The sequence below is a fragment of the Vibrio nomapromontoriensis genome (assembly GCF_050337205.1).
Taxonomy (GTDB): Bacteria; Pseudomonadota; Gammaproteobacteria; order Enterobacterales; family Vibrionaceae; genus Vibrio; species Vibrio nomapromontoriensis.
In genome coordinates, this window is the sequence record NZ_JAKJSS010000008.1 from 303529 (window position 1) to 319596 (window position 16068).

3 protein-coding genes are annotated in these 16068 nt (G+C 47.3%); all 3 read right to left on the reverse strand.

Going from position 1 to position 16068, the window contains the following annotated elements:
* Positions 1-17: 17 nt before the first annotated feature.
* From L4D05_RS09190 to L4D05_RS09200, 3 genes are read right to left on the reverse strand one after another with little or no spacing between them, the layout of a single operon-like run.
* Entirely contained in the window at positions 18-5924 is a 5907-nt protein-coding gene (locus tag L4D05_RS09190; protein WP_428793732.1) for a beta-ketoacyl synthase N-terminal-like domain-containing protein, read from the reverse strand.
* On the reverse strand, positions 5921-8008 hold the full coding sequence (locus L4D05_RS09195) for a PfaB family protein (RefSeq protein WP_428793733.1): 2088 nt from the start codon (positions 8006-8008) through the stop codon (positions 5921-5923). Before L4D05_RS09195 ends, L4D05_RS09190 begins: the two co-directional genes overlap by 4 nt.
* Positions 8008-15744, reverse strand: a complete 7737-nt coding sequence (locus L4D05_RS09200; RefSeq protein WP_428793734.1) for a phosphopantetheine-binding protein — start codon at positions 15742-15744, stop codon at positions 8008-8010. Before L4D05_RS09200 ends, L4D05_RS09195 begins: the two co-directional genes overlap by 1 nt.
* Between the last annotated feature and the right edge of the window lie 324 nt (positions 15745-16068).

Here is a 16068-nt window from a genome sequence, read left to right on the forward strand (position 1 = left end):
TATTTGTCCTTTCTCACTTAAGCTTCTTCAATGCAAATTGCGATGTCTTTTACTTCATAGATACGAAGACCGTCTTTGCTCAAGTTGGCATCACCAACAATGATTTTTTTACCATCTTCATCTTTAATAGCGGTAATATGCACATCAAGCGACATTTGTTTGTTCAACGGGTTGATTTGTCCACGGTATTTCCACTTCACTTCAGATTGAATCTGACCAAATTTCGGTGAACGGAAACCCGCGCCCAGGTCTTTGTTAAGCGCATAGGTTTGCATTAATTCAATAATCGCTTCGACACCCAATGAGCCCGGCATAACAGGATCTTGATGGAAGTGGAACTGGAAGAACCAATCACTTGGGTCGATAGTACGCTCGGCATACAAGTAACCTAGCCCTGACTTACCACCATCGCTGGTAATTTGCACCTTGTCGATGAAGTTCAAACGTCCACCAGCTAACTGGTAGTGCGGTTGAGTTGCGCCACTCGTTAATACCGGCGCGTTAAAGTAACGGCTCGATTTGTCGAGTAAATCGATGGTGACATCCGGCGTGCGATTATTATCGATATGCCATGGTTGCGTCACTTTACCGTTATCCAGACCAAGCTGGTCTTTAAGCGCTGCGCCTTTGAAGTAACCAAAGACCGCGGTTCCTTCATAGAAAGGCACGCCATCCGTACTTAACTCAAAACTAAAGCTTTGCACAATATTTGTGCCCATCATCACAGTTGAAAGCAAGCGTGAATCATTGGTGATGGTTTTACCGCGTAAATCGACATTGCGCAGCATCTTGCCGCTGCCATCTAAGTTACGGAAAAACAGTTCTTCGCCAGGGAAGCCAAGCGTGGTACCCATATAACCTGAAATGAAACCATTTGGTTGCAGGGAAATTTCCATAAGCACTGAATATGGCATTAATGTCTGATGACTATTCTCGTCAAAATACCAGGCATTTTCTGGAACTTCGTACTCTGCAATACACGATGATGGCTTTTTAAAATCGCCACGTTTGCCATTAATTTCAACAACGCGTGTCGTTAACTGAAGATCGCCACATGGGGTACGTGGTGGGATCATGCCACGGTAGATAGCGAAGTCTGGTCCGAAACATTTCTCAATGTCACCAGTCGCAAATTCAAACATATGATACGGCGTGAACGGAACCGTATCTGGTGTTCGATTTGGGTAGTCAGGTGTAACGGGTGCCTCTACGTGTTGCAACGGAATCACGCCTTTATTCGGTGCCGTCGCTAAGTCTGGAATTTGCGCCATCAAAGGTGCGTTTACAGACGCTTGAGTCTTAGGCTTAGACCCTGTCTGTACTGGACTAGCGAACGTTTCTGTCGTCGTGGTTAGTTGAGTCGTATTCAATTGACTCGCCAGCTCAGGATAAAGCGTACATTCTGCTTCTTCCTTAATCATCACGCCAAGATTTTGGAAATCAACAATCACTTTACCGTTAAGCAAAATATCAATATTCGCTTTGGCATACGGACGTGGGCTTACACCAATTTCCGTCACTTCCATGCGGTACGTTAGCTGTGCCGACTGTGGTAATACTTGACCACGGCAACGCACTTGCTGCGGCGCGTTCGCTAGCGGCTGGAAACGACCATTTTCAACAAGCGTATGCATGCCAAGATGCATCATGTAAAACTGCAATAATTGACCACAGCCTTCTGCCATCAATGAACCAGCCATCACGTTGTCATCTTTAAAGTGACAAGGGAAATACCAGTGCTCTTTCTCTAGTTGCTTGTGACCTTCAATAAGCCCTAAGCCCCAAGTACCACCTTGCGGTTCAACTCGGCTCACTTGCTCGATCATCATAAACTTCTCTGAGCTAAAGCACAGGGACGGTTGATGGCGATTAGACTGATGCGTCGCACCAAAACACTCGGCGATATTCGCCGTGAGAAGGTGACGCAATGCCGTATGATCAAACTGTGATTTCGGGCAATGTAAGAGTGGTTCAAAACGCTGCTTAGTCGCCAGTTGACGAGCTTTGATTTCACTTTCGGTATGAATCACGCCTTTGCCGTCAGCCAGTTCTTCATCAGTAAAGAAACCAGCACAACCGTTGTCCATTTTTAGAATCATCTTGTCGCCGATAAAACACTCGTACGAGAAGAAGAACAACAGCGTATCGCCATTTCGAGCATAATTATTAATCGAAATATCGTAGCGTAGCGTATCACCACCACGTGGTAAGTCACCGAGGAAGGTTAACGTACAGTCAAGAAGACGGTAAACACGCTCGCCTTTGTTCTCAAAATCAATGCCTAAGTAACTGATTAGCATCAAATCACACTGGCCAGATTCAACCGCAACAGCCCATGGGATTTGACCGTCTACAAGATAAGGTGCATCGACTGGAATATCATACTCGGTTGTCATAGTGCTTGGCTTGTATTCCAACATCGTTGCATCAAGCTTGGTCACACGTGACACCAATAGATAATCGGTAGTTGGTAGCCTTACACGGCGCTTATAACTATCGATAATGGCGTAATCTGGGCCGAATACCTTAGCTATATCCCCTTCTGCGTATTCAACAAGATCGTCGTAATCCCAAATACATGGCTTGCGTTCTGGCCTTGGTGGCGCCGCATAAACATTAACGGGTGCCGCTTGAACGGCTGGTTGCGCTGATTCAGCTTCTACGACGTTTGGTGCCGTGCTCACCTGACGAATTCCGCTTACCGAACCAGCCTCTAGTCCTTTGGTAATATCATTCAGTTGCGCTTTAAGTAAGGCATCTGCAATTTGCATACCTTGCGCTCGTGTGTTCAAGAATTCTTGGTGAACCTTTTGCGTCAACTGCTGATTTTGTAGAAATGCAGTATGTGAAGCGGTCGCTACCGGTGTATTTTGCGCAGTTAGTGCGCCATTTTTCTTGGATAAAACATCAGTCATCGTACTGTGATTACCTATTAACAGATTTTGACTTGCCGCAGGCTGGGCTGCAACAGTCGAAGTTGAAGGAGCAGAAGCAGACATAGTGGAAGACGCTGACACATGAAGTGGCGCATTCGCTAATTTCTCAGACACAGGTTCCACTGCTGGCGATACTGCAGGCATTGCTGGTATCTGTGTCATTTGTGCCACTGTTGGTACAGCAGCGCGTCGCTCGGGCTGCTTTCCGGCTGATTTTTGTTGAATCGTAGCTAATTGGCTAAGCGGAGACTCAGTAATATGCTGGAAGATATCGCGGCCGCCTAAGCTCACTGACCTAATCAATTGACGCTTGGCATCCGTCGCTAATTCAGTTTGTAACCGAACCGCCAACGCTTGAGACTCTGTACTCGACTGACGAATCAGCAGTTGAGAACATTGTCCTTCACTAATACTGGCGACAAGCGCATGTTTACTCGCACCATTTGGCACGCTCTCAAGATTCAATAAGCCATTTAACACGCTCGCCATTCCAGAAGCAGAGGCACAATGCCCCACCACTTGACTAGCTTGAGTACGTTTGGCATTCACTGTTGGTAAAATTGAATCATGGTTAGTCTCACCGAAACTCGCTGGTACCTGATTAAGTTCAAGCACATCTATCTGGCCTGGAGTGGTCGCCGTTTGTGTTAGCAATGCATCCGTAACGGCTTGACTGCTTCTACTAGAGCCAAAAGCAAGCGCAGTGACTTGACCATAGCTGGTCGCCGGAACTTGGCTAGCGTTGGCATGACTCTCATCAACAAGAACCATCGCCCCCGCTCCTTCACCCACATTCCAACCTGAATCTTGAGCGTTCATCGCAACCGGTGTGACACTGTTTTGCAAAATGACATGTTCCGCACTGCCACTGAGATCGACCGCGGCGATAACCACTGCATCGATTGACTCTTGCGACATCAGATTTTGCGCTACGTCGATACAACGAGCCACAGACTGTTCGGCCGCTGAGATAGTGAAGGCTGGACCGTTAAAGTCCCACAGCGAAGAAATACGAGACGCCATGATATTGCCAATAAAACTGGTGTATTGATTCAGCTTTGCTGCATCCATCACACTGTCCATAGCAATTTTTTCGAGCGCTTGATATTCATCTGTCGTGAGCTCGATGCCCATGTTGGCAAAACTATCGGCTAACTGACTGTGCAAGTTTACGCGGCCACGGAACTGATGCATTTCAAGTTCTGTTTCCATCGCCACCAATACCGCGACTTTCTGCCCCGACACTAATTTTGCATCCCGAATCGCTTCGTCAGCGACTTTCATCAACAGTAACTGCTGAGAAATCAAACGGTCATCTTCATTTGGTGGGATCTTAAAACGCAGAAAATCCAACTCAAACTGATCAATATACGCGCCATGAGGCACAGCATTAAGGCCAAATTGGCTCAGTAATTCAGGGTGCTTATCAAGTCCCTTCCAGCGCTTGTTAGGCAGCTCAATAAAGGCGTTACTATCCGTCTTAATGGCATGATCAAACGCATTAATACTTTGCAAGGAACCAAAATGAGACGCTAACCCCGTTATGTTTAGTTTCGAAGTGCTCGGTGCTCGCTCAGTATTTGCCAACGTCGCGACATTAGAAGCAGAATAGGCTTCCAACAATAAGTGCGCGTTACAGCCACCAAACCCAAATACCGATACGCCAGCACAGCGTTCAGTATTACCCGTTTTAACCGGCCACGGCTGAACCTGTCTAGGCAATGTCTGGGAACCAAACAGCCCTTGCGGTGACGACAGTGGATTTTCAAGGTTAATACTCGGCGGCAGCACGCCCTCTTTCATGGCAAAGATCATTTTCATGATCCCCGGCATTCCCGCTGCGGTAAGCAAATGTCCTAGGTTCGATTTAGCCGAACCAATTAATGGCACGTTAGTCCCATTAAGCTTGTCAGCAAAGAAGCGCTCCATCGAAGTCAATTCGACTTTGTCACCCAGTGGTGTGCCGGTGGCGTGACACTCAATCACTTCAATGCTATCTGGCGTTAGCTCTGAGGCTTGGTATGCACGCTCAAACGCTTGGATTTGGCCTTTGCTGTTAGGACTCAAAACAAACTGGCCGCGTCCATCATTAGATAAACCAATGCCGCTCACGACGGCATAAATATTGTCACCATCACGCTGCGCATCTCCTAAACGTTTGAGTACTAATACCCCGGCGCCTTCACCAGCAAATAAGCCTTTACTATTGCTATCAAAAGGAACAGACACACCGTGATCGGGATAAGCATGGAAAATGGAGAAACCCATGTTGATAAAGAACGGATCAGCACCAGAAACCGCACCCGCCAGCATCATGTCAGCCTTACCGGTATTGAGATAGTCACAGGCCAGCTTCAATGAATAGACGGAACTTGCACAAGCAGCATCAAGACTTAGCTGTACGTTTCCAAGCCCTAGAGCGTCAGCGACGAGTTTGGATGCATTGTGCGCGGCTGCCCCGTTGATTGGGTGAAGATCACCCGCCTGTTCATTGGTAGGCAACAGAGAAAACTGCTCATTACTTAACTTACTCTTTAACGCTTTTTCTACCACGGAATGGTAGATGGGCAAAAATAGGTCGTTTGAACGTGTCGTTGGGAATGATAGCGCGCCCATAATGACGCCAGTACGCTCAAGCACCTCCGCACTCAAGTCAACCCCGGCATCGATTAGCGCCTTTCGGCTAGTATCAAGTGCCCACAAAAAGCTCTGGTCGACGCCGTTGAAATACTCCTGCGCTACACGGTAACCATGACCGTCAAACGTAAAGTTTTCGATATAGCCGCCCTTGTCGCAATAAAAGCGATCAGACTGTCCTTGAGATCCCTGATAATCCTTTGGATTCGCTCCCAGCTTTTCAGCACTTAATGTTGAACGTGCATCTTTTTTATCTAATAAGTTTTGCCAAAAATCTTGTGGCGTATCAGCCGATGGATATTGATTGGCAATACCTACAATGGCGATTTTGTTGTTATGTTGAGAACTCACACTGGCTCTCCTTGGTGATGATTCGCTACTATTTCTGCTGGCGATAAACCACACTTAACAGACGCATGATTTATCTCACGCTCTAAGCCTGTTAAAAGCGGTGTTACAGAAAGAGGAATTTGATGGGTAATAAGCTGACCGATGCATTTAAGTAACGTGACGACATCGTCCCCGCCTTTCGCATTCACCGCAATCGTACAATAGTCACTCGAGACATCGTCACTGCGGTTAATCTTATCAATCAGTGTGCTCGTTTGACGGTCTGCGCCCACTTCAATAAATAAACGAGCGCCTTGCTTACGAGCGCTACGAATTAACGAAGTAAAATCAAGCGTTGAACAGAACGTATCCGCGATAGACTTGGCAATACTGGCACTATCAATCCGAATAGGATGATTGTCCGGCGTTGCTGAATCTTGCCCGTGAGCAGGAAGTCCAGCAGCACTAATAAAACGGATGTGCTCTGGCAAGTTGTCAAACAAGGGTTGCGTATAAAATTCACGAACTTGATCGTGTTGACTCAAGGCCGGTGTCGTATGCATCGCCGTCACTCGGTTTGCTGCAATGCCGCGCTTACCCAGTTTTTTGAGCAATGCACGACAACTTGCTTCACACCCAGCAAGAACACAGGTGTCCCCTTGTATAATCGCAAGATACGCACGAGGATACTCAGGTAACAATGCCTCGATAGCTGGAGCATCGCTGCGAACCACAAAGCTATTCCATTGAATGTCTTCATCGCTATCTAGTTGCCAATCTTGCCGAACGGCAGTGAGCTTACCTGATATTGCTGTAGTGAAAATCGGGCTCGTCTGCGTCATCTCGATAAGTGCGTGTGGATTACGCCACACTCCAAGACTTGCCCACATCGAGGCCTCCCCCTTGGAATAGCCTAAGGCGAAATCTGGCGTCACTTCAAACTCATCACACAATAGTTGTGTCAGCAGGTAACTGCTGCCCACACCTGCAATGGCGAGCTCACTCAACGACATGTGTTGCGCTTCGTCGGCGTACGTCTTGCGCGCTTGCAGCATTTCTTCCAAATTTCCTTCTCGCTCTAATCGAGCAAAAAGCGCTGGAAAGTAGCGATGGAAATCCGCTAGCATCCCCGGATAGACAGTACCGACGCCCGGATAGACAAACGTTACGCCATCTTTACTTTCAGGAGCCGCAGAGAAGCAGCTACCCGATGGGGTCTTATAATGACCACCATCAGCAAATACCGACGCTAACGACTTCGACATAGCCGAAATTTCTTTCAGTGCGCCATCAGCGCTCGTCGCTTGAATGACGACAGTTGCCTGAGTGACATCATTGTCACTACCTGTCTTTTGCTGAAAATTCATCAGATTGCTGCGCATAAGCTCAAGCAAACCAATTGGATTTCTATTGTCTGCGGCACGAATGTCACCAGCCAATTGAGTTAAACTAGCCTCAAGGCTCGCTTCTGTTTGTCCTGAAAGAACAAACATGACCCTCTCTTCTGACAGTAATGATTTAGCCTGTGCCAGCCCTGTTGCCTGAGTGAGTACTAAGCTATTGGTAGTCAGACTGGTAGGGGTTTGATTGCCGCCTGGTCGCGTGCTGAAAGTTAATAAAGCGACGCGCGCGCGATGCGGTTGTGTAAACCAGTAATGGCCAGACAAAGTTCGCTCTGAAATAGCCTCAACGGTTTTAGTCAGCTCTGAAAATTGCTGGGCTGATGATAGCGCGTCAAACGACCGTTCAAAGCTCACGTCAGATACACTGCGCTTAGCTTGCAGCAAGGCTTGCTCAAGGTTTGTGCTATAACCCGAAAAATAGGCATCTGGGTGAATTTTATTCTTCGCGGCCGTTAACGCACTCAGCATCAACAAGCGCTCTACTCGGTAACCTTCGTTAGCGTCAGAAATCAATTCCACGCACTCTCCATTAGCCACTGCCTCAATGGCAGTTTGGAGTGCGTGGTGAAAGTCTGACCCTATAACGATTTTTTGAACCGCTGGCAGTAGTGATAATAAGTCGGCAGAAAGCTCAGTGGCGTTTGCCGACTGAGCTAAAAGAGCGATGCGCAATGGCATCGCTTGTTGAGAAGATAAGCTCACTATGACGTCAGCTCCTTTTCTACTGTTGATTTCACTAAGAATGCATCATTCAAACTCTTACTGATGGTCACCTTAGCGCCCATCATTGTCGCGCTCAAACGGCCGTCTTGATGATACAGCGATACATTGGCTTGCAATGAGCGAGCCGTGCTTTTAATCACTTCTAACTCTATCCAGCCTTTGTCACCAGCCTGCAACGGTTGATAACAAACAAACTCACCAATCGTTGATGGCAGGCTTGCCGCACCATATTTCATACGAGCCCAAACCAACATAGCTTGCAACAAGTAATCTTCCGCAAATGGTTGGCTATCTGCAAAACCGTTTTTCGCCACAAATACACCGCAGTCGCTATCAGCAATCGCCGGTAACTGACACTGAGCCAGCAAACTCATGTCATCAAAACGCTCTATCGTCGTGATACCTTGCAATCTCGGTCCATGGAACAAGGTTCCATCGCTATACAGCGATTCTTTCGTCGCCACACTTCCCGAGTCGGACATCTCAAACTGCTTCGTTGCAGCGCTAGGAATATCCGATAAAGCTTGTGCTTCAGCAATTTGTAATTCCGCTTGATACTGAGGGCGACCTTGGCAATGAATCATTGCTTTCATTCGTCCTGAAGACTTAGTTAAAGGTGACAACGTCACCGTTAACTCCTGAACTTCATCAGTGTCAAAAATCACACCTTTCAACAATTTATAGTTATGAACGCTCACGCTCACGCCTAACTGTTGCTGCGCTGTTTCACGCATCCATTGAATGGCACACACTGTCGGTAACACAGGGTTACCGGCAATGCAGTGGTCTTGAATAAAAGGCAATGCTTTTGGGTCAAGGCTACGTGTCACAGTGATCGTTGTGTTTAGCGGACTCTTTGCAAGATGCACAGACTCCGCACTAAGCTTTTTTACAGCAGCTTCCTTATTGTCAGAACCTTGCATGCTCGTGCCCACAAGCAATTGGATACCCGTTTCGCCCAGCAGTTGAGAACTAAATAGCTCGGCTCCCGCTTGAAGAGGAATCACGTACACACCGCGCTCTGTAAACATTTTCTTCAGAGCAGCGTTGACCATACCGCCATCCCACGGTCCCCAGTTAAAGCTCATCACTTTCGCTTCTGGGTGACGTGCAGACAACTGTAGTGCCGCTTTGTTTAAGATTTCATTCGACATTGCATAGTCACTTTGGCCCGTATTGCCATAGAAACCAGCCGCAGAAGAGAACATCGCAATCAACTTAAGCTTGCTGCTATCAAGACCAGCTAATACCGCCTCAAGTCCACCAACCTTTGTACCGTAAACCATATTCAATTCATCAAGCGTTTTATCTTGAATGTGTTTATCAGCAAGAACACCTGCGCCGTGAATAAGGCCTGTAATATCGCTATGAGCGGCTAAAGTCTTGCCAACCGATTCGCGGTTAGATACATCAAGGCTTAAATACTCTGCGCTCGCACCGACTTGGCTAAACGCAGCAAGCGAGGCGTTAATTTCTAGGCTACTTAGCACTGGCTTCAATAACGCATCCACTTTCTTTGGTGTTGGCTTATCACCAGAGGCTTGTAAATGAGCAATCGCTGCAGGTTTTAGTTCGTTCGGTTGCTTACCTTTTGCCCACTGTGGAAGCTCATCAGACGTGATGTGCTTGCTACGACCAGCAAGAATAAAGTGTGATTGACACTGCTTCGCTAGTGTTAGTGCACATTCAAATGTCACACCTTTTGCACCACCAGTTACCAGTACTTTGTCGCTTTTGGTTAACTGGGCTGCGGTGTTTTTAGTCAGTGCAGAGCCTGGCGTCGTCGCGATTAATGTTGCACGTCCCGACTCATTTTTTGTTGCTTCACTCAGACCAATTTCTACCGTATTCGTCTCGATATCAAACAACTCTGCAGTAATAGCATCACCGAGATGACGAGCGTCTAGCGATGCTGAAGCATCCAGTGCACGACAAAACACGCTAGGCCATTCATGACTCAACGTTTTCGTTAAACCCGATAATGCCGCTTGGTTTAACTCAGCGCCTTTTAATTGTTCGTTGTCTAAATATCCAAAACCACCATCAATACGACTTAATGTAAAGAACACGCTACGACCCGTTGCTGCGTTCAATTGTGTTTTAAGGTGTTTAGCGAACAAAAATGCCACAGTCAAAGATGCCTTAGCATCAACGCTAAGATTAATAGCCGATGCCTCACCTTCGCTGGCAGTCGCTTGTAAATGAACAAAGCCCGCAATGACTTTATTTGATTGTTTCAGATCCGCTTCGATATCACCGATCACTGCGCTCACACCTGAATCATCAACGCTGGCCAGTGTATAGCTCGCCACTTCTGAATTTAAAGGTGATGCTGCAGACTGTGGGCAGCGTACAACCGCAACCTCAATACCATTCGCCGTCAGTTTTTCCGCTAACACACCCGCGTTATGACCATCGTCGGTAATAACAACACAGGTATCTTTTGAGAAGCAATCGACCAGTTTATCGGCCGCTGGTAGCTTTTTTAGCGCCACCTCGCTGTGAGGAGGAAGTTCAGTTACTGGTGTTTCAACAATCTTCGCTTCGACAGCTCCCGTTTGGGCAACCGCTGCTACATTAGCTGTAGTCGCAAGTTTGCTTTGCATGTAAGTGACAATTTCACCTAATGTACGACACTCTGCTAAATCTTCTGGGTTTAACTCAGGTAGATTTGGTAGTTGATCTTGAACGGTTCCTAAGATCTCAACGCGTTTAATCGAGTCGATACCTAAGTCAGCTTCCATATCCATGGCTAAATCAAGCATTTCTGCCGGATAACCCGTTTTGTCGGCGACGACTTCAAGCATTGTTGCTTGAACATGCTCAGCGTTTAATCCATTTTCAGCGGCAACTGGCGCAGATTCCACGGCTTGAACCGTGTCTGTGGTCAGTTTGCTATTCATGTAATCAACGATTTCGCCTAATGTGCGACACTCTGCAAGATCTTCAGGGTTCAACTCAGGCAGTGTCGGTAACTCATCTTGTACCGTACCTAAGATTTCAACACGCTTGATGGAATCAATGCCAAGATCCGCTTCCATGTCCATGGCGAGATCCAGCATTTCTGTCGGATAGCCTGTTTTCTCTGCCACGACATTTAGCATTGTTGACTGAACTTGCGCTGCATTAAGGCCGCTAGCAGCTGCTGGCGCAGCAGAAGCTACAACAGGTTGAGCAACAACAACGCTGAGCTTACTGTTCATGTAATCAACGATTTCACCCAATGTGCGGCATTCCGCTAGATCTTCAGGGTTGAGTTCTGGCAACGTTGGCAGTTCATCTTGTACTGTACCTAGGATTTCGACACGCTTGATTGAATCAATACCTAGGTCGGCTTCCATGTCCATCGCAAGGTCTAGCATCTCGGTTGGATAACCCGTCTTCTCTGCCACAACGTCTAACATGGTGCTTTGGACAACATTTGCGTCTAAGCCACCCGCTACTGGATCAGTCCCGGCAGTGACCACTTGATTCGTTATTGCAGGAAGCTTGCTGTTCATATAGTCAACAATTTCGCCCAGTGTACGACACTCCGCAAGATCTTCTGGATTAAGCTCTGGTAATGTTGGCAGCTCATCTTGCACTGTACCAAGAATTTCAACACGCTTAATCGAGTCAATACCAAGATCCGCTTCCATATCCATTTCTAGATCAAGCATTTCTGTTGGGTAGCCCGTTTTCTCTGCGACCACTTCTAACATAGTTTTTTGAACCGCTGCAGCATCAAGACCGCTAGTCGCAGCTGTGGTGCTTACTACGGCTGCCGACGCTGCCGTAACAGTCACTGACGATTCAGAAGCCGCTGGCATCTTGCTGTTCATGTAAACAACAATCTCACCTAGCGTGCGACACTCTGCTAAATCTTCTGGATTGAGCTCTGGAAGATTCGGCATTTCGTCTTGAACCGTCCCTAAGATTTCAACACGTTTGATTGAGTCGATACCAAGATCTGCCTCCATGTCCATATCTAGGTCCAGCATCTCTGTTGGATAACCTGTCTTTTCTGCTACTACTTCTAGCATCACTTTCTCAGCGTTCGCAGACTCTACCGCTACGGGTGCCGATACGCTCTGTACTGCAGGACTAGGTACCAAAACCGGCGCTTTTGGTGCAGGTTTCGCTGCCTGTAATGCTGTGTTCGCAGACGCTGGAGTCGCTGGCACTGGTGCAACCGAAGGCTTAACTTGACGTTCTTGAGCCGCTGCTGGCGTTGGAGCGACAGGGTTAACCTGTGCAGCCACTGGCGTTTGTGGTTGAGCAACTGAACGTTGAGTATGAGAAACACCTTGCGACGTCACCATGTTAAGCGCAGAGGTATTGCTCGCCGCTTGTTGCGCAAGGTAGTTAGCATGGGCTTTAAGGGTTTCAGTTTGATGTTGATGGAACATATCCATAGAGCGTTGCAAGCTCTCTGGAATTGCCACACCCGCCGTTGCCATTTTTGCTTGCTCAGACATTAAGGTGTTAAAAGTATCACCGTATTGTTGAGGAATAGCCAAGAACTGCTGATGCACTTCAGCGGCTTGTTGTTGTGCATTAAAAAATGCTTGTAATGATGACTCGTCAACGGAAATCGCAGCGGTTACTGTTGGGCTAACCTGAGTGTCTTGAGTTGATGCGTCTTGAGTTAACGCGACTGACGTATTGGTCGGCGCTATCGACTGCCCTGCTGCGGCAACTGGAACTTCTACCGGCACTTCTACAATTTCAGTTTTAATCACTTCTTTTTCCACAATTTTTTCAACTTCAACTTTGACTTCTACAATCTCAGTTTTCTCTGTCACGGTGCCCGTAGCCAAAGATGCATCCATCTTTTTGCGTGTCGCTGCACTGATGTAGTTGGTTGCGTTCAACTTAATGTTCATTGGAGATGTCGCGGCTGGCGCAGCAATCTCAGCTTGATACGGGTCAATGCTGTCTAGCGTGACACCTGCAACACACAGCTGCATCGCCGCTAAACGTAGCTGCTGATCGCTATCGCCTTTAGGGCTTGGGTTAAGACTGATCGTGCACAGCTCTTCACTCTTATCAGCGAGGGTCTTCTCTACCAGTTTTTGCAAAATGTTCTTTGGACCAAACTCAACAAACACACGAGCACCCGCCTCGTACATCGCTTCAAGTTGCTCACTGAATCGTACTGACTGCAACATATGTTGCTTAAACGCTTTCTTAATCGCTTTGCTGTCTTTGCTGTGCAACTTACCCGTTGCATTCGAGTAAAGTGGTACGGCAGGTGAACTAAACGTCACTTTGTCGATAGCGGAAGCAAATGGTTTTTGAGCATGGGCTACTAACGGCGTGTGGAACGCACCAGAAACAGGCAACGCAATGGCTTTGAAACCCTGCTCAGTTAGCGCTTGCGCGGCTTGTTGTGCTGCAGTTGTTGGACCGGCAATAACCAGTTGCGTTGGCGCGTTATAATTTGCGATGCTGACACCTTCAAACGCACTAATACAGCTTTCAACGACAGACAGCTTATCCGCATCCAAAATAACGGCGTACATCGTGCCGCTATCACCTTCTGCTGGCGTAGCTGCCATCGCATCACCACGTGCAAATGCCAACTGGTAGTAATCGTCTTGTGAGATTACGCCAGATGCACACAAGGCGCTTAACTCTCCAAAGCTATGTCCCGCCACCATATCGGCTTGGAATCCAGCTTGAGTCAAAATATCAAACTGCCCCATAGACACGGTACCGATCGCACTTTGTGCGTTAGCCGTATTCGTCAATTGCGCTTCTTGTGCTTTAGTTGCATCAGCGGTAAAGGTTGGGATTGGGAAAAGCACTTGCGACAGTGCCGTCTTTTTATTATGCCCAAAGACCTGATCCGCTTTTGCAAGCTGCTGACGCATCTCTGGATAGTGACAGGCAAGCTCACGACCCATATTGAGATATTGCGAACCTTGACCTGCAAACAATGCGGCAACCTTGTTTGCGCCCTTCTCTGCGACTAATGCAGATTCACGGTAACTGGTACCATTTGGAAGCTGCCAAGTCGCTTTAGCTTGACTCTCGATCATAGAAATGGCTTGAGTCAATTGAGCTTGTAGATCGGCAACATCGGTCGCCACTAAACCTAAACGTGCATGGGAAGCATTAAGCTCACGCAATCCGTGTTGCTGCGCTAATTCAGTCAGATCAACAGAATTATCGGCAAGATTAGTAGAAAGCTGCTTTAACGTCGCGACTAGCGCCGTTTTTGATTCCGCGCTAAACAATAGACTTTGCGGTACTTGGCGCTGACGGTATTTATCACCACGGGCATGTTCTTGCGTGTACTCCTCAAGTACCACGTGGAAGTTTGTGCCGCCAAAGCCAAACGAGCTAATACCCGCACGACGTGGCGTACCATCAACACGCTGCATCCAAGGACGCGTTTGTGTATTGAGATAAAACGGTGAATTTTCAATATCTAGCTTTGGATTCGGAGCAGAAACATTGATCGTTGGTGGCAATACTTTATGGTGCAGTGCCAGCGCGGCTTTAATTAAGCCTGCTGTACCCGCAGTTGATTTGGTATGACCGATTTGCGATTTTACCGAGCCAAGCGCGATGTGTTGTTTTTGCTCGTTGTCTTCACTAAATACCGAGTTTAAACCACCAAATTCAGCCACGTCACCCGCAGCCGTTCCAGTGCCATGCGCTTCTAACAAACCCAACGTATGAGGTGCAAAACCAGCGTCATCGTATGCACGTTTTAGTGCTTTAGCTTGGCCTTCTGGGCGCGGCGCATAAATACTCTTAAATTTACCATCAGAAGAGGAACCTACCCCTTTGATCACAGAGTAGATTCTATCACCGTCACGTTCCGCATCTTCAAGACGCTTTAGCGCAACCATGCCAATACCTTCGCCAATCATCATCCCTTTCGAGTCAATATCAAAAGGTTGAATGGTTTCATTCGTAGTGAATGCTGGTGTTTTAGAGAAACTCATGTACATCGTAGGTGAGTTATCGGTACAAACACCACCAGTGATCATCATTTCACTGCGGCCTTCAACCAATTCGCTCAACGCCATACGCATTGCAGCAAGCGAGCCTGCGCATGCCGCATCAACCACACAGTTGATGCCACCTAAATCAAAACGGTTAGCAATACGACCAGAGATCACGTTACCTAAAGAGCCTGGAAATGAATTCTCTTCCCAGTGAATATACTGGTCTTGGAATTTCTTAATCATCATTTCACTGTCTTCGTCGCTTATACCACTGCTCTTGAAGACTTTCTTTAGGACTGGATATTGCAAACGAGCATTAAGGCTCTGTGCGATCTTCTGACCACCGCCCACACCTAATGTGATACCGATTTTGTCACGGTCGTAGCCATCTGGTAGTTTTGCGTCCTCCAACACTTCCTTCGCGACAATCAGTGAAAGCAGCTGAGACGTGTCAGTCAATTCTAAAATGTTTGGCGGAAGACCAAACTCCATTGGGTTGAAGTCTACCTCTGGAATAAAACCACCGCGCTTACAGTAAGACTTATCAGGTGTCGTTCTATCTGAATCGTAGTAATCCTCTGGACGCCAGTGCGTGTCCGGCACCTCGGTAATCGCATCGATTTTCTCGCTGATCAGATCCCAAAATTTATTCAGGTAACGCGAGTTAGCAAACATGCTTGCCATACCAACTATCGCGATAGGCATATCTTTAAGACGTTTATTCAGACGAGTATCGTCTACGGATTCGGGTGTCGTTGTTTCTGGTTGGCTCATTTATGAGTCTCCACTGGAAATCACAGAGGGTGATGTCTGGTTTTGGGGCTGCGCTTTTGGGTATATGAAAGAAAAATCTGAGACAGATTTGGAAAAGCACAGCCGAAAAGTTAGGTTGCTGAATTCTAGCAACCAGATAGAGATTTGATTTGCAAAGTGCAATAACTTGCATTGGTAGAAGTGATGCTTCATGCGCGATATAAGCGCTCAATTCGTAGGGTGGTGTCCATTAAAATCCTGTTCAAATGATGACGAAAAACACAGCTAACTTCGCCAAGAAAACGAGTTATTTTGTCTAATGGATGAGCAGGCTACCGGACAGGG

What these genes read in the sequence shown, in the direction of transcription:
- L4D05_RS09200 (WP_428793734.1), bottom strand. Translation starts at nt 15,744, where the DNA reads ATGAGCCAACCAGAAACAACGACACCCGAATCCGTAGACGATACTCGT.